We start from the raw sequence: 24,235 nt of genomic DNA, 5'->3' as shown, positions 1-24,235 counted from the left end.
ATAGCCGTCATCGGCAGCGGCGTGGCCGGCCTTACCGCCGCCTACCTGCTATCCGGACGGGATCGGGTCACTCTGTACGAGGCCGACGACAGGCTGGGCGGCCACGCCCACACCCACTTCCTCAACGCAGGTGAGGGTCAAACCACCCCCGTCGACTCCGCGTTTCTGGTGCACAACGACAGGACCTATCCCACTTTGTGCAGGCTGTTCAACGAGCTCGGGGTGATCACCCAGGAATCGGACATGTCGATGTCCGTTCGCGCCGACGACATCGGACTCGAGTACGCGGGAGCACTGGGCGCCCGCGGTCTGTTCGCTTGCCGAAAGTCACTACGGCCCCGGCACCTGCTGATGCTCGTGGAAGTCCTCCGTTTCCACCGCGCGGCGACCCGAGTGCTACGCGACACCGCCGACCAGGCCGACGAGGAAGCCCAATCGGACCTCGAAACGCTGGATGCCTTCCTCAAGCGGCACCACTTTTCGTCCTACTTCGTCGAATACTTCATCACTCCCCTGGTGGCCGCGGTGTGGTCCTGCGCCGGCGAGGACGCGTTGCGTTACCCGGCCCGCTATCTGTTCGTCTTTCTCGACCATCACGGCATGCTGTCGGTGTTCGGCTCTCCGACGTGGCGCACGGTGACCGGCGGCTCGGCCACATATGTGCAGGCGATCGCGAATCGGCTGGCCGAGGTGTCGACGGGCACTCCGGTGGTGTCGCTGCGACGGACCCCGGACGGTGTCCGGGTGCAGGCCGCAGCCGGCCCACCGCGGTTTTTCGACGCGGCAGTCGTCGCCGTCCACCCCGACCAAGCACTGCTGCTACTCGATGAGCCGACCGCACAGGAACGCGCCGTACTCGGGGCGATGCTGTATTCGACCAACCGGGCCCAACTACACACTGACGAATCGGTGCTGCCGCGCCGTCGCAACGCCCGCGCCTCGTGGAACTACCTGGTGGCGCCGGGTGGTTCCGAGCAGGAAGACCATGTGGTGGTCAGCTACGACATCAGCAGGCTGATGCGTATCGACGGCGATCGCCGGTACGTCGTGACCCTGGGCGGACACGACCGGGTCGACCCCGGGTCGGTGCTCGCCGAGATGACCTACGCCCACCCGCTCTATACGCCGGAATCTGTTGCAGCACAGCGCTTGTTGCCTACTCTGAATGACGACCAGGTGGTGTTCGCCGGCGCCTACCACGGCTGGGGGTTCCACGAGGACGGCGCGGCTTCGGGGCTGCGCGCCGCCCGCCGTCTCGGCGCGGACTGGCCGGCCCGGACCGGCGCCGAAGAGGCGGTGGTCGCGTGCTGACCACGAGCGCGACTCCCGCGATCTACCGGACCACGATCAGCCATTCGCGACAGACGCCGGTCCATCACTCGTTCGAATACCGCAGTTACAGCTGGTATGTCGACATCGACCAGCTTCCCCGGCTGCCCTGGTGGCTGCGACCGTTCGCACGGTTCAACGCCGACGATCATTTGGCGAACCCTGGGTCAGAAGCCACGTCGTTGCCACCGGAGACCTCGCTGCGCCGGCGCGTGGAATCCTTGTTCGCCGAACATGACATCGCCTTGCCCGATGGCCCTATCACCGCACTGCTGCAGGCGCGCGTCCTCGGATACGTCTTCAACCCGTTGAGCGTGTTCTGGTGCCACGATCGCGACGGCCAACTGCGTCACGTGATTGCCGAAGTGCACAACACCTACGGCGGGCGTCACTCCTACCTGTTGCCGCCGGCCGATGCCCCGGTGCTGGTCAGCAAGCAGTTCTATGTCTCACCGTTCAATCCGGTGGACGGGCACTACCTAGTGCTGGCTCCACGCCCCGACAGTGACGTCGACATCATGGTGTCGTTGCATCGCGAACAGCGACTCACCTTCACTGCCACCCTGCGCGGTACGCGTCTACCGGCGACACTGAAGCAGGTCGCGACCATGCAAATCCTATCGCCGATGGCACCATTGATAGCGGCCATACGCATCCGGATACAGGGGATCAAATTGTGGTTACGAGGAGTTCCGGTGGTGCCTCGATGAACATTGAGTCCGTTCAGGAGCGATCCAAGAAGTCAACGCCGACAATCGATTCGGCGCGCTGGCCGGATGTTGCGAAGGTACCGGCCGGACCGTACACAACAGTCGCCGGGGCGGTCGCCCACAAGTTGCTCCGGCGCGCAGTTGCACGGTTGCCGCTGCGCCTGGTCTACCCGGACGGGACGGTGGTCGGCGCCGCGGACACCACCCTTCCGACCCTGACTCTTCACGACCCTGAGGCGCTCGCCCGCCGGATCGGGCGCCACGGCCTCGTCGGCTTCGGCGAGTCCTACATGGCCGGCGAGTGGTCGTCGGCGGACCTCACCCGGACATTGATGGCGTTCGCCGAGTCGGTCTCGGATCTGGTGCCGCGCTGGATGCATTGGCTACGACCTGTCGCGCTGGCCGGCCAACCGGGTGCGCGCGACACCAGCCGGGAGCGAGCGCGGCGCAATATCGCTGAGCACTACGACCTGTCGAACGACCTGTTCACCGAGTTTCTCGACGAGACCATGACGTACTCGTCGGCGTTGTTCACGCAGTTGCCGGCCGACTGGTCGGATCTGGCCGCCGCACAGCATCGCAAGATCGACCGCCTCCTCGACCTCGCCGGAGTTCACCAGGGCAGTCGCGTGCTCGAGATCGGCACCGGTTGGGGCGAGTTGTGCATCCGTGCCGCCGGCCGGGGCGCGCACGTGCGGTCGGTGACCCTTTCGGTCGAGCAGCAACGACTGGCGCGTGAGCGAGTGGAGGCGGCCGGGCTGTCTCATCTGGTCCAGATCGACCTATGCGACTACCGCGATGTCGAGGGATCCTACGACGCGGTTGTGTCGGTAGAAATGATCGAAGCGGTCGGATACCGTTCCTGGCCAAAGTATTTCGTGACGCTTCAACAGTTGGTGCGGCCGGGCGGCCGCGTTGCGATCCAGGCGATCACTATGCCGCACGATCGGATGCTGGCCACCCGCAATACCCACACCTGGATTCAGAAGTACATCTTCCCCGGCGGACTGCTGCCCTCCACCGATGCGATTACCGCAATAACGCAGCGCCACACTACTTTACGTACGGTCGACACAGAGTCGTTGCGCCCGCACTACGCCGAGACACTTCGGCTGTGGCGGGAGCGGTTCCTGCAGCACCGAGACGAGTTGGCGCAGTTGGGATTCGACGACGTGTTCGCCCGGATGTGGGAGTTGTACCTGGCGTACTCCGAAGCAGGGTTCCGTTCCGGCTATCTGGATGTCTTGCAGTGGACGTTCGAACGTGAGGATGGCCGATGAACGAGAGCGCCATCTTGGCGGTGTCGGGTGCCTCGGTCCTGGCGGTGGCCGCGGTGCACTCCGTGACTTTCGCGATCGGCCGCAAGATCGGCCGCTACAACGTCGTCGACGTGGCTTGGGGCATCGGGTTCGTCGCCGTAGCCGCGGCATGCGCGGTAGTCGGTTCTGTCATCGGGCAAGGAGATCCGACCCGACGCTGGCTGTTGTTGGCGCTGGTATCGATATGGGGTCTGCGCCTGAGTTGGCACATTCACCGCAAGACGGCCGGCCAGGGCGAAGATCGCCGCTATGCAGAAATGCTGCGCGACGCGTCTGTGGGCCAGGTACTGCGCAAGGTATTCCTCCTGCAAGGCTTTCTGACGCTGTTCATCTCCTTCCCGTTGCAGTTGTCCGCGGTCACCGGTCCGACGCCGAAGCCGTTGCTGGCGGTCACCGCATTGGGTGCGGCGGTCTGGTTGCTCGGGTTCAGCTTCGAAGCCGTCGGCGACCACCAACTGCGGGTTTTCAAGTCCGACCCGGCGCATCGCGGGGTGATCATGGACCGCGGTCTGTGGTCCTGGACGCGCCATCCGAACTACTTCGGCGACGCCTGCGTGTGGTGGGGCTTGTGGCTGATCACGATCAACGGCTGGGTACCGCTGGCCACCGCGGTCTCGCCGCTGGTGATGACTTACTTCCTGGTGGACGTCAGCGGAGCACGGCTGACCGAAAAATTGATGAAAGGCCGCCCCGGGTTTGCCGAATACCAAAAGCGCACATCGTATTTCGTGCCACGGCCACCCAGATCGGTCGGCACGTCATGACCGTTATGCCAGGACCAACGCTGCCTGGGGTTAGGCTACCGATCGATGACCGGACAGCTACAGCCCAGCAGCAACCTCGACGCGTTGCTACGCCGGGTCGCTCGCGGAGACAATGCTGCGTTCGCCACGCTCTACGACCATACGAAAACCCGGGTGTACGGACTGGTGACCAGGGTGTTACGTGACCCCGGCTACAGCGAAGAGACCACACAGGAAATCTTCCTCGAGGTGTGGCGGAACGCCGCGGAGTTCGACTCCGCCAAAGGCTCCGCACTGTCGTGGTTGCTGACTATGGCCCACCGGCGCGCGGTCGACCGCGTACGCAGCGAGCAAGCCGGCTCCCAGCGTGAATCACGTTATGGGACAGCCAATGTCGAAACCCCTGCCGATGTTGTCGCAGACGCTGCGATCGCGGGTGACGAGCGCGGGCGAGTGATTCAGTGTCTGGAAGGGTTGACCGACGCACAACGTCAATGCATCGAAATGGCGTACTACGGCGGCCTGACCTACGCCGAGGTGTCGCAGCGGTTGGCGGCGAATCTGTCGACGATCAAGTCCCGCATGCGCGACGGCCTGCGTGGCCTCCGTAACTGTCTGGACGTATCGTGACGAACCCGACCGACTTCGAACTGCTTGAACTGGCAACCCCGTACGCGTTGCACGCGGTATCCGACGAGGAGAAAACCGAGATCGACCGGCGGGTCGCCGCAGCGCCCGGCCCGGTCGCCGCCGCATTCAACGATGAAGTCCGGGTCGTCCGCGAGGCTATGGCGGTGCTGGCGACGGCGACGGTCGCCGATCCCCCGGACAACCTGCGCTCGGCGGTGCTCGCTGCGATTCAGCCCGACCTGCCTCTTCAGGCACAGCCGGACATCCCGCGCCAGTCGTCCTGGCGCTCCAAAGTCGTCGCTTCCGCAGCGGCCGTCATTATCGGGTTGGCCGGCTTCGGACTCGGTGTGCTGGTTCACCCGCACACAACTCAGACGGTCGCCGAGCAGGTCCTGACGGCAACGGATATGAAGTCAGTCTCTCGCCCGCTGGGGTCGGGGCAGGCCACGGTGCTGTTCTCTCGTGACCGTAATGCGGCTGTGCTGGTGATGAACAATGTGCCGCCACCGTCTGCCGGCACCGTCTATCAAATGTGGCTGATCGGGGCCGATGGCCCGAAGTCCGCGGGAACCATGAACGCCACCGCGGTACAGCCGACGACGACGGCGACGGTCGCCGAAATCGGATCGTGCAGGTCGTTGGCTTTCACCGTCGAACCCGGAACAGGATCACGTCAGCCGACGACTCCCGTCCTGGCCGAGTTGCCGTTCAAATAACGCCGCAGGCCCGGCCCTAAGCGGCAGGTCAGGCCTATTTTTTGAACAGGCCGCCGGTGATTGCGAAGAACACCCCGAGCACCACCAGCCCGGCACCGCCGGCCAGCGTCAGGTTGAGCCAGGAATGAAGGCTGCCTTCGACAGGCCTGACCAGCACGTCCGCCATCTGGCGAACGTCGCCGGTGGTCTGGTTGAGCGCCTCGTTGACATGCTGCGCACCGACCTCGATGCCCGCCCAGCCGGCCGCGCCGATCAGTAGCGCCGAAACACCCAGGGCGGTCATGGCACGGCCCCGACCACGCGCGAAAAGCAACGTGAGCAGCGCGAAGAAGCCGGTCGCGCCCAGCGCGAAGAGGCTGACCCGAGGCCCCCACACGGCAGCCGGCCTGAGCTGTCCTTGGTGCAGTTGCGCTCCGACCGACACCGTCAGCGGAACCTCGAGCGACGTGGGCGCCTTCACGTTGTAGGTGTTCAGCATCTGCTGGATCGACGGGTCCTTGAGCATCGGGGCCAGATCGACCACCCATGGGTCGCCGTTGTCGCCCGATCGCGGCTCACTGAACAACCAGGCATGTGCGGCGCGATTCAACTGAGCGAACAACGGTGGGAACGACGGCCCGGCGGTGAAGGCGGCGGCGACGTCGTGCACCGTCGCGCTGTCGACCGAGGAGCGACCCCCGCTGCGCTCGTTGATCAGCGCCATCGCTCGGGTCGTGAGTTCGGACGCCATCGCGGACTGCAGCGCCGGGTCGTGCGCGGCCTGTTCGGCCAGGACGGCGTAGCCGTCTTCACCAACGATGTTCTGCTGTGCCCACGTCGAAGGGACAGCCACAGCCAGCGCGACTGTGGCGATCAGCCAACACATGAGGGCCGCCAGAAAACGCACGCTTGAGCTTAAGGTGCGATTCCCCGCAAGTAGGCGGCCTGGCCCAGGTGTTGCGCGCAATCGTCGATCACACTGACCAGTCGCGCGCTCGCCGTCACCGGCGGATCCCAGTTGGTGTCGACGATGCGAGCGAGTTCCTCGGCGGTCACGCCGGCGACGTACTCCAGGGTGAGCTCGTGCACCGCGCGGTAGTAGCCGACCAAGAGGTCAGCGGGCGCGCGTACCTTCGCGACCTCGCCGGGGCCGTGCCCGTATCCGGTATCGCGCCTGGGCAGATCCAGCGCGAAGCGGTCCACCCAACCATCGCGGGTCCACACCTCCTCGACACCGGCCACGTCGGCAACCTGGATGTCCTGCACGCGGGCACTGTGCCAGAGCAACCACGCAATGCTGTTGGCGCTCGGGGTCGGCTGATACGACGCCGTCTCGTCGGTCAGGCCATCGGTGAGTTCATCGGCGTGTTCAATCAATCGAGTGAACGCGTCCCGCAGCAATTCGCGTGCCGCATCGTCAGTCCCTGCCATATCGGCGACGCTACGCGCCGGCGCCGTGCCAGACGGCCTCCACGTTGTTGCCGTCCGGGTCGCGCACGAACGCACCGAAGTAGCCCGGGTGATACTCCGGCCATAGCCGTGGCGCATGCAGCGACTCGGCGCCCAGGCCCACCGCCGCCTCGTGAAACGCCCGCACCGCGGCCTCGTCGGCGGCGTGAAAGGCGAAGTGAACCTCTCGATTGGGGCCCGATCCGGCGCCGTTAGCGGCACCGTCAGCAATCCAGAAATCAGGTTTGCCGTCACTGCCGTATCCGATGGCCACACCGAAATCCATTTGCCGGGAGTAACCCAGCACACCGAGCACGGTGTCGTAGAACTTTTGCGAATCGGGGTAGTTGGCACAGTTGATGCCGAAGTGATCAATCACGAATCCGATCCTGGCACGACCCACCGACACGGTCGTAGATTAGTTAGATGACCTACGACCTCATCATTCGCAACGGCACCATTGTGGACGGGCTGGGAGCTGAACCGTTCGTCGGCGACGTCGCGGTACGGGACGGGGTCATCGAGGCGGTTGGCACCGTGACCGGGGACGCGGTCCGGGAGATCGACGCGGCCGGGCTGCTGGTCACGCCCGGCTTCATCGATCTGCACACCCACTACGACGGCCAGGCCATCTGGTCGGAACGGCTGACGCCGTCGTCCGCACACGGCGTCACCACCGTGGTGATGGGCAACTGCGGAGTCGGGTTCGCGCCGTGCCGCCAAGCCGACCACGACGTCCTCGTCGACGTGATGGCCGGAGTGGAGGACATTCCCGGCGTCGTCATGACCGACGGTCTGCCGTGGTCGTGGGAGACGTTCCCCGAATTCCTGGACGTGCTCGAAGCCGGCCGTCGAGACATCGATGTTGCCGCCTATCTGCCGCACTCCCCGCTGCGCGTCTACGTGATGGGGCAACGCGGCGCCGACCGCGAACCGGCCACCGCCGACGACCTCGCCAAGATGCGGGCGCTCGCCAAGGAGGCGATTGAGCTCGGGGCGCTCGGCTTTGCGTCGTCGCGGCTGACCATCCACAAGACCGAGAGCGGAGCGCCGATCCCGAGCTACGACGCCGCCCGCGAGGAGATCGAGGAGATCGCCAAAGGCGTGGTCGACGGCGGCGGCGGGCTGCTGCAGTTCGTGCCCGACATTCCCTCCGCCGGCTACCAGCCGGTGTTGCAGACAGTGTTCGACGTCGGCGAAGACCTCGGACTACCGGTCACCTTCACATTGATCGTCGGCAACTCCGGCGATCCGTTCTGGCCGGATGCAATCACCATGGTTGAAAAAGCGAACGCGAACGCAGGGTCCGGCGATCCGCAATTCACCGCGCAACTGCTGCCCCGCCCGATCGGGTTGATCATCGGGCTGCAAATGACCGCCAACCCGTTCGTGCTTTACCCGAGTTACCGCGAGATCGCGGACCTGCCGCTGGCCGAGCGGGTCGCCGAGATGCGCAAGCCGGAAGTCCGCGCCCGCATCCTGGCCGACACTCCGGGCGTCGGTCACCCGATTCTCTACGTGGCACAGGCGTGGGATTGGATCTACCCGCTGGGAGACAACCCCGACTACGAGCCCGATCCGTCGGAAAGCATCTCCGCCCGCGCCCGCGCTCGCGGAGTGAGCCCGCTGGAAGAGGCCTATGACCGCCTCCTCGACGACGACGGCCACGCGATGCTGATGGTCGCCATGAGCAACCTGGAGAACAACTCGCTGGACACCGTTGGCGACCTACTGCACCGCGACGACGTCATCCTCGGGCTCGGTGACGGCGGCGCGCACTACGGGATGATCTGTGATGCCAGCTACTCCACGTACTTCCTGGCGCACTGGGCACGCGACCGCGCGACGGGTCGGTTCACGGTCGGTGAGGCCATCCGCGAACTGACATCCGTGCCCGCGCGCATCGGCGGACTGGCCGACCGCGGCCGTATCGCCGTCGGCTACAAGGCCGACCTCAACGTCATCGACCACGCGTCGCTACGCCTGCACAAGCCGGTCATCGTGCATGATTTACCTGCAGGGGGAAGACGGCTGGACCAATTCGCAGACGGCTACGTCGCGACGGTAGTTTCCGGAGAGGTGATCGCCGAGTACGGTGTACCTACCGACGCACGCCCGGGCAAATTGGTGCGTGGACGTCAGGCTGCGCCGGTTCCAGCGTGACCAGCTAGTTATCCACAGGCTGAGATTCGCTAACACGAGGATCCTCAAAGCGCCTACGGCGACGGCCTCTGCCGGGTAGTTTGAGTTGGTGACAACACCGCATTTCGCGTGGTTGCCGCCAGAAATAAATTCGGCACTGATGTTTGCAGGTCCCGGGGCGGGGCCGCTGCTTGCTGCTGCGTCAGCATGGGGCGGTCTGGCCGAGGACTTGATCTCAGCAGTGTCGTCATTTAGTTCAGTTACCCAAGAACTGACCAGCGGGTCATGGCAGGGGGCGTCGGCGGCGGCCATGATGGTCGTCGCCACCCAATACATGGGGTGGCTGAGCGCGGCGGCGGTCCAGGCGGAGCAGGCGGCAGCGCAGGCGACGGCCACCGCCGCCGCCTTCGAGTCGGCGGTCGCCGCGACCGTACAGCCGGCGGTGGTTGCTGCCAACCGCGGCTTGGTGCAGATGTTGTCGGCCACGAACTTCTTCGGCATGAACTTCCCGGCGATCATGGACACCGAATCCGCTTACGAGTCGATGTGGGCCGCGGATGTGGCTGCCATGGCGAACTACCACATCGACGCTTCGGCGGCCGCCGCCCAACTGGCGCCCTGGCAACAGGTGCTGCGCAACTTGGGCATCGACATCGGCAAGAACGGCCAGATCAACCTCGGCTTCGGCAACACCGGTAGCGGCAACATCGGTAACAACAACATCGGCAACAGCAACGTCGGCAGCGGAAACACCGGCAACAGCAACGTCGGCAGCGGAAACAGCGGTAGCGGCAACGTCGGTATCGGCAACACCGGTAATAACAACCTCGGCTTCGGCAACCTCGGTAACAACACCGTCGGTATCGGCAACACCGGCAGCGACACCTTTGGTTTGGGTTTGACCGGAGACCACCAGTTCGGCTTCGGCGGCTTCAACTCAGGCCAGGGCAACACCGGCTTCGGCAACTCCGGTACCGGGAACACCGGATTCTTCAACTCGGGCAGCGAGAACATGGGAGTCGGCAACTCGGGCTCCCTGAACTCCGGTTTGGGCAATTCGGGGACCGTGAGCACCGGCTTCAGCGGCGGCATGAACTACTGGCACTCCGGACTCACCGACGGACTGGGCAACGTAGCCGGCTCGGAAGGTCTGGCCGCCTCCGCCCACTACGCCACCGGCGGTCTCGGCAGCGCGGCGCTGAGTTCGGGCCTACTCGGCTCGGCACTGGCCAATACCGGTGGCCTGCACTCCGGCCTGGCAAGTGCCCTGAGCCCAGCACTGAACGCGCCGGTCATCGCGGCCTCCGCCCCGACCGTCGACTCGGTCGGCCCAAGCGCGGTATCCGCCAACGCGACCAGCAGCGCGGCCGCAAACGCGGGCCTTCGAACCGCCAGCAATGTCACCGGCTTCTTCAGCCCCAGCACCGCCGACTCGGCGTTGCGGGCCACGCTCGGGCGTGAGGGCGGTATCACCACTCCGAACCTGCCGAACGCCGGCATCCCCAAGTCGACGTTCTACCCGGAGGTCGAGCGCGATACCGGCGGCCAGAGCCGGGTCATCAAGTTCCCCATTCGTTCTGAATAACTACCCCTCACGCGGTCGGCCGGCTGCCGCCTATCCTCGTTTCATATGAGCGCCAAGACCGCCAAGAAGGTGGACCTCGAGCGTCTGGCAGCAGCGCTGCCTGACTACCCGTTCGCCTACCTCATCAGCGTTGACGACGATTACCGCGTGCACACGGTGACCGTCGAACCGGTGTTCACCGACCAGTCCGTCCTCGATGTCGGGTTGATCGGAGGACGCAGCCGACTAAACCTGGCGCAGCGCAGCGACGTCACCGTGGTGTTCCCGCCGTCTGAGCCAGGCGGCTACTCACTGATCGTCGACGGCCGCGCCGATGTTTCCGACGCCGACCCGGGCACCGAGACCGCCCGCTGCGTCGTCGTGCCGGTCAAGGCGCTGCTGCACCGCAACGCCGATGAGCCCTCAGTGGCCAAGGGTTGCTTGCACGACTGTGTTGTATTCAGCGTCCCCGTCAGCGCCGGGTGAGCCGCGTCGAGCCACTCGCGCCGCCATGGAGCGAGGAAGACGCCGCCGCCATAAACAGCTGGGGGCACCCGGACCGTACCTACGAGCCGTTGCTGCTGGTTCGTTGCGTGCAACGCCATCCAGTGCTGGCCGGGCGCCTGCGCAAGCTCGGCGAATCCCTTTACACCGCTGCGTTATTGCCGCCCCGGACACGCACGATCGCGATCCTTCGCATTTGTGCACTCGTGGGCTGCGAATACGAATGGGGCGGCCAGGCGGCGTTCTGGGGCCCGATCGCGGGCGTCAGCGACGCAGAGTGCGATGCGCTCGTCACCGGCGGCTCCGATGGCCCTGGGTGGAGCCCGGCCGAACGCACGCTGATCGAGGCGGTGGACGAACTGGAGCGCACGGGTTCATGGCTGGAAGCGACCTGGACAGCGCTGGGCCGCGACTTGGACGACGAGCAGCGGATCGAGTTACTCACGGCGATCGGCTGGTACCGCACGATCTGCACCCTGTGCAATGCACTCGCGCTCCCGGTAGAGGGCTGGATGCGGCGTTGGCCGTCAGGTCGCTGAGCGGTCCCGCTTCAGACCTGGATGCTGACTCTTCAGTAGCGGCAGCAGCAGCCGTCGCGGGGTGAATTGAAACAGCCGGGCGCTGAGCCGGCTTGGCAGTCCGGGGATCACCGTTCCGCGGTCGCCGTCGAGTGCGTCGATTCCGGTGCGCGCCACCTCGCGCGACGGCAACCACATGAATTTCGGGAATGCGTCGGCAAAGGTCCGCTCGTCCATGCCCGCGTTGACCAGGAACTCCGTGCGCACCGGCCCCGGGCAGAGCAGCGCCACGGTGACACCGGTGCCGGCGAGTTCACCCCGCAGTCCCTCGGTGTAGGACTGCACGAACGCCTTGCTGGCGGCGTAACCGAGTTGCCCGGGGAACGGGTGGAAACCGGCGGTGGATCCGACGTTGAGAATGGCACCACGTCCGCGGGGCACCATCTGCTGGACTGCGCGCGTGGTCAGGTCGATGACGGCCTCCACGTTGACCCGCACCTGGGCCACCTCTTTATCGACCGATGTTTTCGTCACTGACCCGATGGTGCCCAGGCCGGCATTGTTGACCAGGATGTCGAGCGTCAGGCCACGACTGCCGACCTCGTCCAAAAGTGTTGCGCGTGCGTCGGAATCCGCGAGATCGCACGCGATCACCTCCACTCGGACCCGTCGCGCGAGTTCGTCGGCAAGTTCACGCAGCTTGCCCTCGCGGCGGGCGACCAGAGTGACGCCGTGACCGCGTTCGGCCAACTCGCGCGCGATGTCGGCGCCGATGCCCGACGATGCGCCAGTGACGACAGCAGTTCCGGTGGGAGACGGGTACGGGAGAGCCATGAGTTCGAACCTACCGACGCGGTTGCCGGCGCACTCGTGTCTACGACTCGCGGTCGCCACCGATATCCCGGCGGGACGCTGCTTACTACGCTGTAGTCGACAGACGGGGAGCGGCGTGTGATCACTCTGGACCGCTTGATGAATGTACTGGGCAGTTACGGGGTTCGTCTGCGGTGGTCATCGGTTCCCAGATCGGCAGAACTGCGCAGTGTGGTAGTCCATGAAACCGCCGCTGCCGGCCCGGTAACGGGCGACGTACTACTGGCCATCGGCGCCGACTCGGCTGACGAAGCACTGCAATGGGCCGCGGCAGCTAGAGCAGTGGTCGTGCTGATCCGCGACAACGGGACACCGGTGACAGTCGACGATGGCGCCCCGGTCGGAGCGTTGATGGTCGTCGACGAGGCACTTTCGTGGAGCGAGCTGGCTGCCGTCGTCTACGGACTAGTGCTGGAAGGCCGCGAGACTGAGTCCGGCCGAGGACCCACCGACCTGTTCGCGCTGACCGACAGCCTGGCGGACGCGATCGGAAGTGCGGTGGTCATACACGACCGCTTATTGCAAGTGCTGGCCTATTCACGCCTGCAACAGCACGCGGACCCCGCACGGGTACAGACCATCCTGGCCCGGCAGACACCCGAGCGGCTAAGGGCGTTTTTCGAAACTGACGGGGTCTTCTCGCACCTAGCGGTGTCCGACGAACCGTTGTTCATTCCCGCCGCCGGCGAGTACGGCCTGACCGGTCGCATGGTGGTGGCGGTGCGTTCCGGTCGGGAACTCATGGGGTCGGTATGGGTGGCGTGTCCTGCTCCGTTAGGCGGCGCCGCGCGCGTCGCCCTGGCCGACAGCGCACACACGGTGGCCCTGCACCTGCTGCGTTCACGCGCCAGTGCAGATCTTGAGCGCCAGGTCGAATCCGAACTAGTCATCCGGCTCCTGGAGGGCACCGCCGACGCCGCCACCGTGACCAGCAAGTTAGGACTGCCACACGGTCCACTTCGGGTAATCGCGCTGCAAGCGTCCTTCGGCGCTGACCGCGATGCCGCACTGCTGGTGGCATTCGAACGGGTCACCACTGGGTTCGGCTGGTCGCGACCGGGCCGCAGCGCCTTGGTGGGCAGCACGGTGTACACGCTGCTCTCGGGTGGCGAAGTAGCGACGGCCCGTGGTTGGGTCACCGGCCTGCGGGCCGCGCTGCCCGACGGTATGACAATGGTGGCCGGCATCAGCGGGGAAGCCCGGCTATCCGACCTACCTGCCGCCCGTCAGGAGGCCGACGAGTGCCTGGCACTACACGACGCGTCCATCCGGGTCACGACGCCGGTGTACGACGAATCGTGGGATGACATCCTGCTGCAACGGTTGCGCATCGCCTCGCGAGCCGGTCGGCACCCGGACCGCGGGCCAGTAGCTGAATTGCTTCGCCACGACAACGCCAACGGGACCGATTACGTGTCGACGTTGCGGGCGTGGTTGGCGGCCCAAGGGGACCCCGCGCAGGCCGGCGAACGATTGGGACTGCATGAAAACACTGTTCGATACCGGATGCGCAAGATGGCCGAGGTCACCAACCTGGCGTTGGACGACGCGAAGAAGCGGTTGGCCATGATGATCCAGCTAGCGGCAAGCGACACCGATTGATCGTCAGCGCGCTGTCGAATCGCGACAACGCGCAGCGGCACGGTTGTGCGACTTCGGCAAAGCCGGATGCGGGTTGAAAGGCCACCCTGGAGGTTGCCCAACCTCAGAGCCGCAAACTCAGCGTCCGCACGACAGGAGCCCCGATGACTACCCCGCAAGCTCATTCGCGACGGCGGGACCCAGTTGACAGCACCGCGATGGAGACCTTCACCCTCAAGCCGCCGCGTTGGCTGTCCGTGCTTTTCGGCCGCAATCCGCTGATCCGTTTCAGCGACCGAATCGAAGCGCTGGCTCTGGCGTTGACCGTCATGGTGGCGCTACTGGCCGTACCTATCGCGGGTGCGGCGGGCACCGCGATCTATGACTCGCGGACCCGCTCGCACGCTGAGCGAGCCCAGAACCTGACCACGGTTACCGCAACCGTGATCGACTCTCCGCGCCGCAGTGATCCCACCAGGGTTGAAGCCCGATGGTTCGCCGCCGGAGCCCAACACACTCAATTGCTCACGGAACGCTCGGCGCCGAAACCTGGTGCCTCGATCGAGGTCTCGGTCCACCAGGACGGCTCCTACGCCGGCCCGCCGCGCATGTCTCCGGCGCGGGAAGCGGTCTTTGTGGCAACTGCGATCTGGTTGAACGTGACAGTCGCCGCGGCGCTCGCGTTCGCCGGTGGCCGAGTACTGCTCAACCGAGCCAGGAGTGCCCGCTGGCGACCCGAGTTGATACACGACAGCGGACGGATGAGTCGGCCTTAGCGCGTCGCAAGGTTTGCCGGGCAGGCGTTGTCGGCTGGCGACAATGATGAGCTCCGCCGTTGTTCGGTTCCGGCAAGCCTCGCGGCGCCCAACGCCACCACCATTGAGTTAGCAGCGCCAATGACTGTTGACGGACTGGCCTGAGACTTCCGAAACTCCGCCCTCGCCAGGGCCAACCAGTCGTCAGGGGCGGTTGCTGTTCGCCGGCCCGCCCCTGGCGACAACCCCTCCACGAGAAAGGACACCGCGATGAGCATCAGACAGGCATGCACGGCAAATTAGGTACCCCACATGAGAGGAGTTCATAAAATGGTGACCCGACAACGAGGTCGCGTCGCGATGGTGCTCGGGAGCTTGATGGCTGCCGGCGCGATGGTGGTCGCACCGATGCAGGCGGCGAGCGCACAGACCCCCAGGACTGCCGACCCGCCGAACTTGCCGCCGTTGATCACTCACTACGGCGCCATCGCATATGGCGAGGATGGATCCAAGGGCACTGCACGGCGCCATCTGTCCAAGCTGGGGGCCCAGCGACAGGCCCTGGAAAGGTGCGGCGCTGACACCTGCAAGATCGTCAGTACCTTCACCCGTTGCGGCGCGGTCGCCCATGATGGCGTGAGATATCACGGCGGCATCGGCCTTTCCCGCAGCATGGCCGAACAACATGCCATATCGCGCTTGGGCGGCGGCCAGGTCATCCACTGGGCCTGCAACTAGGTACCCGCACCGCTCGCCGAAGCTCACAGGCGATACGAAAAAGCCCGGCCCCTTGTGGGGGGCCGGGCTCTTCTCGTGATTGGGACTTAGAAGTCCATACCGCCCATGCCACCGGTCGGGTCGCCCGCAGGTGCGGCCGCCTTCTCCGGCTTGTCGGCGACGACGGCCTCGGTCGTCAGGAACAGGGCCGCGATGGACGCCGCGTTCTGCAGCGCCGAACGGGTCACCTTGACCGGGTCGGCAACGCCGGCCTTGAGCAGGTCCTCGTACTCACCGGTGGCGGCGTTGAGGCCGGTACCGGCAGGCGCGTTGCGAACCTTCTCGGCCACCACGCCGGGCTCTAGCCCGGAGTTGAAGGCGATCTGCTTCAGCGGAGCCTCGAGTGCGACGCGGACGATGTTCGCGCCGGTCGCCTCGTCACCGGTGAGGCCGAGGCCCTCCAGCGACGGGGCAGCCTGAAGCAGAGCCACGCCGCCACCGGCGACGATGCCCTCTTCGACGGCAGCCTTGGCGTTGCGAACTGCGTCCTCGATGCGGTGCTTGCGCTCCTTGAGCTCCACCTCGGTGGCAGCTCCGGCCTTGATCACCGCAACACCGCCGGCCAGCTTGGCCAGGCGCTCCTGCAGCTTCTCGCGGTCGTAGTCGGAGTCGCTGTTCTCGATCTCGGCGCGGATCTGGGCGACCCGACCGGCGATGGTGTCGGGGTCACCGGCACCCTCGACGATGGTCGTCTCGTCCTTGGTGATGACGACCTTGCGAGCCTTGCCCAGCAGCGAGATGTCTGCGGTCTCGAGAGAGAGGCCGACCTCTTCGCTGATGACCTGACCACCGGTGAGGATGGCCATGTCCTGCAGCATCGCCTTGCGACGGTCACCGAAGCCGGGGGCCTTAACAGCCACCGACTTGAAGGTGCCGCGGATCTTGTTCACAACCAGGGTGGACAGCGCCTCACCCTCGACGTCCTCGGCGATGATCAGAAGCGGCTTGCCGCCCTGAATGACCTTCTCCAGCAACGGGAGCAGGTCCTTGACGGTCGAGATCTTGGAGCTGACCAGCAGGATGAACGGGTCCTCGAGGACCGCTTCCTGACGCTCGGCGTCGGTAACGAAGTAACCCGAGATGTAGCCCTTGTCGAACCGCATGCCCTCGGTGAGCTCGAGCTGCAGGCCGAAGGTGTTGGACTCCTCGACGGTGATGACGCCCTCGTTGCCGACCTTGTCCATTGCCTCGGCGATCAGGTCGCCGATCGACTGGTCGCCCGCGGAGATGCCCGCGGTGGCCGCGATCTGCTCCTTGGTCTCGACGTCCTTGGCCGAAGCGAGCAGGGTCTCTGTGACCTTCTCGACGGCCTTCTCGATGCCACGCTTCAGACCGAGCGGGTTGGCGCCGGCTGCAACGTTGCGCAGGCCTTCCTTGACCAGCGCCTGAGCCAACACAGTGGCCGTCGTGGTGCCGTCACCGGCAACGTCGTCGGTCTTCTTGGCAACTTCCTTGACCAGCTCGGCGCCGATCTTCTCGTACGGGTCCTCCAGCTCGATCTCCTTGGCGATGGAAACACCATCGTTGGTGATCGTGGGAGCGCCCCACTTCTTCTCCAGTACGACGTTGCGACCCTTGGGGCCCAACGTCACCTTTACCGCGTCGGCGAGGGCGTTGAGACCCCGCTCGAGGCCGCGACGGGCCTCTTCGTCGTACGCAATTGTCTTGGCCATTGCGAAGTGATTCCTCCGGATTGGGGATGGCACGGGGTGACCGCATGGGTGGGTCACCCACTACTTACGCTGGCCGGGCGCAGTGCCCGCGACGGACGATCACAGCGTTTTGCGCCTCGATCTCACCGTCCCGACCTAGCACTCGCCTATGCCGAGTGCCAATGTCATTCTTAGCACTCGCCTATGCCGAGTGCAAGAACGCCCACCCCCCGCACCGTCGACGTAGCGCTGCAAGTTGGGTGCAATCGCAGCGACCGCCTCGTCTTCTGCCATCGACGTGAGGGGTTCGAACGCGCGCCATGCCTCGCATCGTGGCACCGGCGCAACCGCCTTCGGCGAATTCCCGGCGCGCGGCAAGCTTGTTTCAACGCAGCATGAAACTCCTCTTGCGTTGAGACTTGTTTCAACGTAACGTGAGACTCGTTAAGTTTCAACGGTACGTGAAACAAGGAGAAGGCAGTGAGCAGCACCTTCGACTCCCAGGTCATCGTTATCGGCGCCGGACCCGTCGGCCTGGTCGCCGCCGCCGGACTAGCCCGGCGCGGTGTGCGGGTGCGGATCTTCGACAAGCTGGCGCAACCCACCGACCAGTCCCGCGCGATCGCCGTTCACGCCCGCAGCCTGGACATGCTTGACCGGATGGGCATCGCTGACGCGATGCTGAGCACCGGGATCAAAGCCACGGCGATGCAGTTGTATGCCGGGGACAGCAAACTGTTTCGCGTCCCACTCGGCGGAGTCGACAGCGCCTTTCCCTTCACGCTGAGCACGGCCCAGACCGAAACGGAGCGGGTGCTGGGTGAGCACGCGCAGGCCCTCGGCATCACCGTTGAACGCGGCGTCGAACTGGTCGCTTTGAGCCAGGACGACGACGCGACGCACCTGACGTTGCGCCACCTGGACGGGTCCACCGAAAACGTCGACGCCAGTTGGGTGATCGGGGCCGACGGCGGACGCAGCACGGTGCGCAAAATGGTCGGCACCAAGCTCGTCGGCAGTTTCGAGGGTGAGCGCTTCCTGCTCGGCGACGTCGACTGCGAGCACTCCCTGGACCGCGAGTCCATGCACACCTTCTTCTCCACCGACGGGCCGGTCATCGTGCTGCCAATGCGGGATGGCCGGATGCGGTTGATGGCCCAGGTGCACGACGCACCCGGAACACCGCTCAACATGCACCCGACCCAGGTCGAACTCCAGGCCGTCGTCGACCGCCGGGTCGGCGGCATCCGGATACTTCACTCACACTGGTTGACCAGCTTCGAGATCCACCACGCCCGCGTGTCCGCCTACCGGTGGGGTCGGGTCTTCCTGGCCGGCGACGCCGCGCACATCCACAGCCCGGCCGGCGGCCAGGGCATGAACACCGGCATGCAGGATGCGTTCAACCTGGCCTGGAAGCTGGCCGCGGTAGTCAATGGCGAGGCCGGAGACACGCTGCTCAACAGCTATGAAGCCGAGCGCCTCCCGGTCTCCGACCTGGTCATCGCGTTCAGCGATCGACTTACCCGGGCCGGCACGCTGTCCGGAGTTCCGCGCCGGATCCGCGACATGGTGATCCGGGTGATGTCGCTCATCCCGCCGGTCGGCCGGTTGATGGCCGACAACGCCGAGGAGGTCAACATCAACTATCGGAAGAGCCCGATCGCGGTGGGCTCTCGTCCGCGACGCGCCAAGATCGCCGCCGGTGACCACCTTCCGCACCTCGTCGACGTGGAGCTGCAGAAGCAACTGCGTGCCGCATGCGGAGCGGGAAACCCCGGACACACCGTGCTCACTGTCGCCGCCGACCAGGTGGCACCCGCAGCCGGCGGCCCCGGTCAGGTCCAAGTCCTGGTCAGCGCGCACGACGCGCCGGTCGCCGGGTACGACGCCGTCATCGCCGACCCGAACGGCGCTGTCGCACAACGATTCGGGCTCAAGAACGGCGGGCGGGTCGTGATCCGCCCGGACGGTTACATCGGTGCCGTCGCCGCCCTCGACGACACCACCACGGTTACCGACTACTTCGCCAAGATTGGGAGCTGAACTGCCATGTACACCTACGACGTCGCTGCCGCCGACATGTTCGTCGACCGCACCCACCAGTTCGAGAAGTTCGGCATTCCGCTCGAGGACATCGAGCGAGTGCGGGCCGCCACCACTGACATGTGGGCCGACGCACCCGGCGGGTGGGTCCGTGAGTGGTCGAGGCTGGCCGGGGAATACGCCGATCGTGGCGACCACTACCTAGCGTCGCTCGCCTACGGTTGCGCGAAGTTCCCGTGCCTCACCGACCAGGCTCGGGTGCACGCCCTGGCCAACCAACTCGAGCAATTCCAGTTGGCGGCCAAGGAATTTCCGGTGGCCTTCGAACGCCGCATCATCACGGTCGCCTATCGGGGCGGCGCCGTCGAGGTGCCTATCCACCTGTACTCCACCGACGGCGACTACGGGGCACGGCCGGTGCTGATCTCCAGCGGAGGGGTGGACACCTGGAAGATGGACTTCAACCCGTGGTGGGTCCGGTTCACCCAGCACGTCGGTGCGACGACTCTGGCCTTCGATCACCCGGGTACCGGCGAAACCGCGATACCGCTCGACGACCACGCCGACGAGGTGATCCGCGGCATCGCCGACTACGCCCGTACGCTCGGCAACGGCCAGGTCGCGCACTTCGGGGCATCGTTCGGCGGGAACTTCGCCGCTATGTCCGGGCTGGCCGGGATCGTTGACGCCGCCGTCGACCTCGGAGGTCCGGTCATCGACTCATTCGACCCCGAGCACGCCGCGCAGCTTCCCTTCGGCATGCACGACATCATCGGCAACGCCATGCACTGGGACCACTCCCCCAACCTGGAGCAGCTCAGCGATGGACTGCAGCGGTTGAACCGTCGGGATCTGCTTGCTCAGCAACGCAATTCAGCGATGTTGGTGGTCAACGGCGCCGACGACTACTTCATTCCGCAGTCGGACACGCTGGTCTTCGAAGGCCGCCCCAACACCGAAGTACACCTCATCGAGGGCACCGGGCACGTAGCGATGAGCAAGGCCGCCGAGGTGGTGCCGATAATCATCGGCTGGCTGCGCAACGCGTTCAGCGGCGCCCTGCAGGAATCGCGCTAACGCATCTCAAAGTCGCCCGGGGTCATTGTGCGGGTCCGTTCGTAGAAGGTGCGGCCGCTGTACGGCAGCTGCGTGACGACCTTGCCGCTGGAGTGCCGGTAGTAGCTGTTGCAGTTCGACAGCCAGACCTTGCCCGTCATGGCGGCCTGGATCTCATCGTTGTAGCGGCGCTGAGCGGCCTGGGTCACCTCGACCGTCCGCGCCGCATGGCTGCCCATCTCGTCGAGGATGTGACGGATGAAGGTGGTCTGCGCCTCGTGGATATAGAGGATCGAGTTGACCCCGTTCGTGTTGGGGCCGTACAGCGTAAACAGGTTCGGATACCCCGCCACCAGCGTGCCCAGGTAGGCCTCGGCGCCGTCGGTCCAGTCGTCGCTCAGACGCCGCCCGCCCGCGCCGAAGACGTCGATGCTGGCCAGGTAGTCGGCGGCTTTGAACCCGGTGCCGTAGACAACCGTGTCGACGCGATGCTCCACGCCGTCGACCGTGCGCACGCCGTGTTCGGTCAGCTCGGCGATCGGGGTCGTCTCCAGCGCTACGTGCGGCAGCGAGAAGGTGGGGTACCACTCCCGCGACTGCAGCGGACGTTTGCAGCCAACCGGGTAGTCCGGTGTCAGCTTGGCGCGCAACTCGGGGTCGGCCACTTTGCGCATCAGATAGCTGCGGGCCAGTTCGGTGGCCTCGCGGGTCTGGGTCGCGTCCGTGTCGAAATCGGATGATTCATAAGAGTCGAAGGCCTCATCGCGCAGCTTCTGCGCCTCCGCCGGGTTGCGCTCGAACAATTCGTGTTGTTCCGGGGTGAATGGGAAGTCGAAACGCGGCGCGATCCAGATCGGGGTGCGCTGGAAGACGGTCAGATGCGCCGCCTCCCGGGCTATTGCCGGCACGTACTGCACCGCGCTGGCACCGGTGCCGATTGCCGCGACCCGCTCTCCCGCGATCGGCTTGCCGTGATCCCAGCGGGCCGAATGGAATTGCCTGCCGCGAAACCGGTCGGCACCCGCAATGTCGGGGATGTGGGGCACATCGAGCATCCCGACGGCACTCACCACCACGTCGAATTCGTGGGCGTCTCCGCTGCCGGTACGCAGCGTCCAGCGCCGTCGCTCATCCGACCACCGCACCGTGGTCACCGCCGTCCCTGCCCGCAGATGAGCGTTCAACCCATGGTCGGCGGCAACCTTCTCCAGGTAAGCGAGGATTTCGGGCTGGTTCGCGTACGTCTTGCTCCAGCGCGGGTTGGGCGCAAATGAGTACGAGTACAGGTGCGACGGCACGTCACAGGCCGCGCCCGGAAATGTGTTGTGCCGCCAGGTCCCACCGAAACCGTCAGCGCGGTCGAAGATCATGAAGTCATAGCCGCCGGCTGCCAGCTCGATTCCCATCGCAATGCCACCGGCTCCCGCCCCGATCACCCCGACCGTCGGCTTTGCCGGCATCATGCTTCCCGCAAAACGGTAATCACGTTCTCAACTGTACGACCGGCCGCTCGAATAACGAGCGGACCTCGCGTAGGTATGTTCGGGCCATGGGCTCAATAGACAGCCGAGACTGGTCGTCGACCGACATCCCTGATCAAACCGGCCGCACGGTCATCATCACCGGCGCGAACACCGGCATCGGCTACCACACCGCAGCCGCCCTGGCCGCCCGCGGCGCGCATGTGGTGCTGGCGGTGCGCAACCCGGAGAAGGGCAACGCGGCGCTGGCGCGCATCGTCGGCGCCAATCCGAGAGCCGACGTCACACTCGCCGAACTCGACCTGAGCTCGCTGGACTCGGCGCGCCAGGCTGCCCGTGCGTTGCGCGCCAGCTATCCGCGGATCGATCTGCTGATCAACAACGCCGGGGTGATGTGGACGCCCAAGCAGGTCACCGCGGACGGCTTCGAATTGCAGTTCGGCACCAACCACCTCGGCCACTTCGCGTTCACCGGGCTGCTGCTCGACCACCTGACTCCGGTGCGGGGTTCTCGTGTGGTGACCGTCAGCAGCCTCGGCCACCAACTGCGCGCGGCCATCCATTTCGACGATCTGCAATGGGAGCGCAGCTACAGCAGGATCGGCGCCTACGGTCAGTCCAAGCTCGCCAATCTGCTGTTCACCTACGAATTGCAGCGCCGACTCGCTGCCGCGGCGGCGCCCACCGTTGCCCTCGCCGCGCATCCCGGCGGGTCCAACACCGAACTGGCGCGCAACCTGCCGGGCATCTTCCAGCCGCTCAAGGCAGTGCTGGGTCCCCTGCTCTTCCAAAGCCCGGAAAGTGGTGCGTTACCGACCCTGCGCGCGGCCACCGATCCGACCGCCAAGGGCGGGCAGTATTACGGCCCCGACGGATTCGGCGAGCAACGCGGCAATCCCAAGCTGGTGAAATCGAGCGGACAGTCGCACGACGCGGACCTGCAACGCCGGCTGTGGGACGTCTCCGAGGAACTCACCGGCGTCAAATTTCCTGTCTGATCGGCCCGGGCAACGACGCGCGGTCCGCGCCCCAAGCTGAGGGGCCGATAATGGCCGGGTGCCGCCCGCCTTGCGATCAGTAGACGAACATCAGCGCGTCGTGGCGGGGCTGATCCGGGCCCGTCCCGCCGGCACCGTCCCGCTGGCCGAAGCCCTCGGCCTAACGCTCGCCGACGACGTGGTGGCGCCGCTCTCGCTGCCCGTCTTCGACAACTCCGCCATGGACGGTTACGCGGTCCTCGCCGACGACGTTGCCACCGCGACGCCCGACGACCCGGTCGTGTTGCCGGTCGCCGAGGACATTCCGGCCGGACGCATCGACGAGCTTCGCCTGCAGGCGGGCACCGCACACCGGATCATGACGGGCGCGCCGACGCCGGCCGGCGCGACGGCTATCGTGCCGGTCGAAGCTACCGACGGCGGCGTCGCCTCCGTGCAGATCCGGAAGCCTTCGAGTCTCGGCCAGCACATCCGCCGTGCCGGCGAAGACGTCGCGGCCGGCACAGTCGTGCTGCGCCGGGGTCAGCAGGTGACTCCCGCGTCACTCGGACTGGCCGCCGCGTTGGGCCTGGCCGGGTTGCCGGTCATCCCGCGGCAGCGGGTGCTGGTGATCTCGACGGGATCAGAGTTGGTGACGCCGGGCACCGCACTGCAGCCCGGGCAGATCTACGAGTCCAACTCGATCATGCTCGCCGCGGCCGTTCGCGAGGCCGGCGCCGATGTCGTCGCCACCGAGACCGCCGAGGACGACGTCGAGCAGTTCAGCGCGCTGCTCGACGGATACGCTGCCGACGCCGATCTGATCATCACCAGCGGCGGCGTCAGCGCCGGTGCATATGAGGTGGTCAAGGATGCCTTCGGTCGCGAGGGTGACCAGGGGGTGGAATTCGTCAAGGTGGCGATGCAACCAGGCATGCCACAAGGCGCAGGACGAGTGGCCGGCACGCCCATCGTCACGCTGCCGGGCAACCCGGTCAGCGCGTTGGTCTCCTTCGAGGTGTTCATCCGGCCAGCGCTCCGCACAGCGATGGGGCTGCCGAATCCGCACCGGCCTCACCGGAGCGCAGTGCTCGCCGAGGCCGTCACATCGCCGCGGGGCAAGCGGCAATTCCGCCGCGCGGTGCTAGACGCCGGGGCCGGCCGTGTTACCAGTTACGGCCCGCCCGCGTCGCACCATCTGCGCTGGTTGGCCTCGGCCAATGGGCTGCTGGATATTCCGGAAGACGTCGTGGAGGTCGCGGCCGGAACCGAACTGCAGGTGTGGGATCTGTCTTAGTGGCGATCGCAAGCGCGGCGCTCTTTGCCGGGCGCAGCGGGTCGCCACCACCTAGCGTTAGTGGCGATCGCAAGCGCGGCGCTCTTTGCCGGGCGCAGCGGGTCGCCACCACCTAGCGTTAGTGGCGATCGCAAGCG

The 24,235-nt window shown here is 65.9% G+C and carries 23 protein-coding genes; 17 read left to right on the top strand and 6 right to left on the bottom strand.

Going from position 1 to position 24,235, the window contains the following annotated elements; translation table 11 throughout:
- Genes ACZY1I_RS00140 through ACZY1I_RS00115 form a run of 6 tightly spaced genes read left to right on the top strand, consistent with a single transcriptional unit; the run spans position 1 to position 5,447 of the window.
- Positions 1 to 1,311: an NAD(P)/FAD-dependent oxidoreductase gene (locus ACZY1I_RS00140; RefSeq protein WP_463753424.1), complete on the top strand. Its 1,311-nt coding sequence runs from the start codon at positions 1 to 3 to the stop codon at positions 1,309 to 1,311.
- Positions 1,305 to 2,039, top strand: coding sequence for a DUF1365 domain-containing protein (locus ACZY1I_RS00135; RefSeq protein ID WP_463752287.1), 735 nt, complete (start codon positions 1,305 to 1,307; stop codon positions 2,037 to 2,039). Before ACZY1I_RS00140 ends, ACZY1I_RS00135 begins: the two co-directional genes overlap by 7 nt.
- Positions 2,036 to 3,319, top strand: coding sequence for a class I SAM-dependent methyltransferase (locus ACZY1I_RS00130; protein WP_463752286.1), 1,284 nt, complete (start codon positions 2,036 to 2,038; stop codon positions 3,317 to 3,319). The genes ACZY1I_RS00135 and ACZY1I_RS00130 overlap by 4 nt, the downstream gene beginning before the upstream one ends.
- Positions 3,316 to 4,122: a DUF1295 domain-containing protein gene (locus ACZY1I_RS00125; RefSeq protein ID WP_463752283.1), complete on the top strand. Its 807-nt coding sequence runs from the start codon at positions 3,316 to 3,318 to the stop codon at positions 4,120 to 4,122. Before ACZY1I_RS00130 ends, ACZY1I_RS00125 begins: the two co-directional genes overlap by 4 nt.
- Positions 4,123 to 4,167: 45 nt before the next feature.
- The gene (locus tag ACZY1I_RS00120) at positions 4,168 to 4,731 is read left to right on the top strand and encodes a sigma-70 family RNA polymerase sigma factor (RefSeq protein ID WP_463752281.1); all 564 of its coding nucleotides are present in this window, start codon (positions 4,168 to 4,170) and stop codon (positions 4,729 to 4,731) included.
- On the top strand, positions 4,728 to 5,447 hold the full coding sequence (locus tag ACZY1I_RS00115; RefSeq protein WP_463752279.1) for an anti-sigma factor: 720 nt from the start codon (positions 4,728 to 4,730) through the stop codon (positions 5,445 to 5,447). Before ACZY1I_RS00120 ends, ACZY1I_RS00115 begins: the two co-directional genes overlap by 4 nt.
- A gap of 34 nt (positions 5,448 to 5,481) precedes the next feature.
- On the opposite strand, the gene ACZY1I_RS00110 is transcribed toward ACZY1I_RS00115, so the two are convergent.
- The 3 genes from ACZY1I_RS00110 to ACZY1I_RS00100 are packed head-to-tail and all read right to left on the bottom strand — an operon-like array spanning position 5,482 to position 7,254.
- Entirely contained in the window at positions 5,482 to 6,333 is an 852-nt protein-coding gene (locus ACZY1I_RS00110) for a hypothetical protein (RefSeq protein ID WP_463752277.1), read from the bottom strand.
- 8 nt (positions 6,334 to 6,341) lie between these two features.
- Positions 6,342 to 6,857, bottom strand: coding sequence for a mycothiol transferase (locus ACZY1I_RS00105; protein ID WP_463752275.1), 516 nt, complete (start codon positions 6,855 to 6,857; stop codon positions 6,342 to 6,344).
- Positions 6,858 to 6,867: 10 nt separating this feature from the next.
- Positions 6,868 to 7,254 carry a VOC family protein gene (locus tag ACZY1I_RS00100; RefSeq protein ID WP_463753423.1) on the bottom strand — a complete coding sequence of 129 codons (387 nt, stop codon included), beginning with the start codon at positions 7,252 to 7,254 and terminating at the stop codon, positions 6,868 to 6,870.
- Positions 7,255 to 7,301: 47 nt separating this feature from the next.
- Here ACZY1I_RS00100 and ACZY1I_RS00095 point away from each other — a divergent pair, with 47 nt between their 5' ends.
- The 4 genes from ACZY1I_RS00095 to ACZY1I_RS00080 all read left to right on the top strand — a co-directional run bounded on the left by ACZY1I_RS00095 (position 7,302) and on the right by ACZY1I_RS00080 (position 11,624).
- Complete coding sequence (locus tag ACZY1I_RS00095; protein ID WP_463752273.1) at positions 7,302 to 9,038, top strand: N-acyl-D-amino-acid deacylase family protein; 1,737 nt, start codon at positions 7,302 to 7,304, stop codon at positions 9,036 to 9,038.
- 88 nt (positions 9,039 to 9,126) lie between these two features.
- Positions 9,127 to 10,602 (top strand): PPE family protein, encoded by a 1,476-nt coding sequence (locus ACZY1I_RS00090; protein WP_463752271.1) that lies wholly within the window; start codon positions 9,127 to 9,129, stop codon positions 10,600 to 10,602.
- Between the two features lie 45 nt (positions 10,603 to 10,647).
- Positions 10,648 to 11,067 carry a pyridoxamine 5'-phosphate oxidase family protein gene (locus ACZY1I_RS00085; RefSeq protein ID WP_463752269.1) on the top strand — a complete coding sequence of 140 codons (420 nt, stop codon included), beginning with the start codon at positions 10,648 to 10,650 and terminating at the stop codon, positions 11,065 to 11,067.
- Complete coding sequence (locus tag ACZY1I_RS00080; protein WP_463752267.1) at positions 11,064 to 11,624, top strand: carboxymuconolactone decarboxylase family protein; 561 nt, start codon at positions 11,064 to 11,066, stop codon at positions 11,622 to 11,624. The genes ACZY1I_RS00085 and ACZY1I_RS00080 overlap by 4 nt, the downstream gene beginning before the upstream one ends.
- On the opposite strand, the gene ACZY1I_RS00075 is transcribed toward ACZY1I_RS00080, so the two are convergent.
- Positions 11,613 to 12,437: an SDR family NAD(P)-dependent oxidoreductase gene (locus ACZY1I_RS00075; protein WP_463752265.1), complete on the bottom strand. Its 825-nt coding sequence runs from the start codon at positions 12,435 to 12,437 to the stop codon at positions 11,613 to 11,615. The genes ACZY1I_RS00080 and ACZY1I_RS00075 overlap by 12 nt on opposite strands.
- Before the next feature lie 117 nt (positions 12,438 to 12,554).
- On the opposite strand from ACZY1I_RS00075, the gene ACZY1I_RS00070 reads away from it, so the two are divergent.
- From ACZY1I_RS00070 to ACZY1I_RS00060, 3 genes are all read left to right on the top strand, one after another.
- Positions 12,555 to 14,078, top strand: coding sequence for a PucR family transcriptional regulator (locus tag ACZY1I_RS00070; protein WP_463752263.1), 1,524 nt, complete (start codon positions 12,555 to 12,557; stop codon positions 14,076 to 14,078).
- A 143-nt stretch (positions 14,079 to 14,221) separates the two neighbouring features.
- A complete protein-coding gene (locus ACZY1I_RS00065) occupies positions 14,222 to 14,833 on the top strand; it encodes an Rv1733c family protein (protein WP_463752259.1) in 612 nt (203 codons plus the stop codon).
- A gap of 309 nt (positions 14,834 to 15,142) precedes the next feature.
- Entirely contained in the window at positions 15,143 to 15,550 is a 408-nt protein-coding gene (locus ACZY1I_RS00060; RefSeq protein WP_463752257.1) for a DUF4189 domain-containing protein, read from the top strand.
- A gap of 86 nt (positions 15,551 to 15,636) precedes the next feature.
- On the opposite strand, the gene groL is transcribed toward ACZY1I_RS00060, so the two are convergent.
- Positions 15,637 to 17,262 (bottom strand): chaperonin GroEL, encoded by a 1,626-nt coding sequence (groL, locus tag ACZY1I_RS00055; protein WP_463752255.1) that lies wholly within the window; start codon positions 17,260 to 17,262, stop codon positions 15,637 to 15,639.
- A gap of 459 nt (positions 17,263 to 17,721) precedes the next feature.
- On the opposite strand from groL, the gene ACZY1I_RS00050 reads away from it, so the two are divergent.
- Both ACZY1I_RS00050 and ACZY1I_RS00045 read left to right on the top strand, forming a co-directional pair.
- Positions 17,722 to 19,287, top strand: coding sequence for an FAD-dependent monooxygenase (locus ACZY1I_RS00050; RefSeq protein ID WP_463752253.1), 1,566 nt, complete (start codon positions 17,722 to 17,724; stop codon positions 19,285 to 19,287).
- Between the two features lie 6 nt (positions 19,288 to 19,293).
- Positions 19,294 to 20,364, top strand: coding sequence for an alpha/beta hydrolase (locus tag ACZY1I_RS00045; protein ID WP_463752251.1), 1,071 nt, complete (start codon positions 19,294 to 19,296; stop codon positions 20,362 to 20,364).
- Here ACZY1I_RS00045 and ACZY1I_RS00040 read toward each other — a convergent pair.
- Entirely contained in the window at positions 20,361 to 21,806 is a 1,446-nt protein-coding gene (locus ACZY1I_RS00040; protein WP_463752249.1) for a flavin-containing monooxygenase, read from the bottom strand. The genes ACZY1I_RS00045 and ACZY1I_RS00040 overlap by 4 nt on opposite strands.
- A gap of 86 nt (positions 21,807 to 21,892) precedes the next feature.
- On the opposite strand from ACZY1I_RS00040, the gene ACZY1I_RS00035 reads away from it, so the two are divergent.
- Positions 21,893 to 22,822 carry an SDR family NAD(P)-dependent oxidoreductase gene (locus ACZY1I_RS00035; RefSeq protein ID WP_463752248.1) on the top strand — a complete coding sequence of 310 codons (930 nt, stop codon included), beginning with the start codon at positions 21,893 to 21,895 and terminating at the stop codon, positions 22,820 to 22,822.
- Positions 22,823 to 22,892: 70 nt separating this feature from the next.
- Positions 22,893 to 24,098 carry a molybdopterin molybdotransferase MoeA gene (moeA, locus tag ACZY1I_RS00030; RefSeq protein ID WP_463753422.1) on the top strand — a complete coding sequence of 402 codons (1,206 nt, stop codon included), beginning with the start codon at positions 22,893 to 22,895 and terminating at the stop codon, positions 24,096 to 24,098.
- The last annotated feature ends 137 nt before the right edge of the window (positions 24,099 to 24,235 follow it).

The organism is Mycobacterium sp. IDUB_37, assembly GCF_055419245.1.
The sequence above is the reverse complement of the archived record's forward strand: the minus strand, read 5'-3'. Positions and strand labels throughout refer to the sequence as shown.

What these genes read in the sequence shown, in the direction of transcription:
- ACZY1I_RS00035 (WP_463752248.1), top strand. Translation starts at nt 21,893, where the DNA reads ATGGGCTCAATAGACAGCCGAGACTGGTCGTCGACCGACATCCCTGAT.
- ACZY1I_RS00105 (WP_463752275.1), bottom strand. Translation starts at nt 6,857, where the DNA reads ATGGCAGGGACTGACGATGCGGCACGCGAATTGCTGCGGGACGCGTTC.
- ACZY1I_RS00075 (WP_463752265.1), bottom strand. Translation starts at nt 12,437, where the DNA reads ATGGCTCTCCCGTACCCGTCTCCCACCGGAACTGCTGTCGTCACTGGC.
- groL (WP_463752255.1), bottom strand. Translation starts at nt 17,262, where the DNA reads ATGGCCAAGACAATTGCGTACGACGAAGAGGCCCGTCGCGGCCTCGAG.
- ACZY1I_RS00125 (WP_463752283.1), top strand. Translation starts at nt 3,316, where the DNA reads ATGAACGAGAGCGCCATCTTGGCGGTGTCGGGTGCCTCGGTCCTGGCG.
- ACZY1I_RS00060 (WP_463752257.1), top strand. Translation starts at nt 15,143, where the DNA reads ATGGTGACCCGACAACGAGGTCGCGTCGCGATGGTGCTCGGGAGCTTG.
- ACZY1I_RS00045 (WP_463752251.1), top strand. Translation starts at nt 19,294, where the DNA reads ATGTACACCTACGACGTCGCTGCCGCCGACATGTTCGTCGACCGCACC.
- ACZY1I_RS00120 (WP_463752281.1), top strand. Translation starts at nt 4,168, where the DNA reads ATGACCGGACAGCTACAGCCCAGCAGCAACCTCGACGCGTTGCTACGC.
- ACZY1I_RS00085 (WP_463752269.1), top strand. Translation starts at nt 10,648, where the DNA reads ATGAGCGCCAAGACCGCCAAGAAGGTGGACCTCGAGCGTCTGGCAGCA.
- ACZY1I_RS00040 (WP_463752249.1), bottom strand. Translation starts at nt 21,806, where the DNA reads ATGATGCCGGCAAAGCCGACGGTCGGGGTGATCGGGGCGGGAGCCGGT.
- ACZY1I_RS00130 (WP_463752286.1), top strand. Translation starts at nt 2,036, where the DNA reads ATGAACATTGAGTCCGTTCAGGAGCGATCCAAGAAGTCAACGCCGACA.
- ACZY1I_RS00065 (WP_463752259.1), top strand. Translation starts at nt 14,222, where the DNA reads ATGACTACCCCGCAAGCTCATTCGCGACGGCGGGACCCAGTTGACAGC.
- ACZY1I_RS00095 (WP_463752273.1), top strand. Translation starts at nt 7,302, where the DNA reads ATGACCTACGACCTCATCATTCGCAACGGCACCATTGTGGACGGGCTG.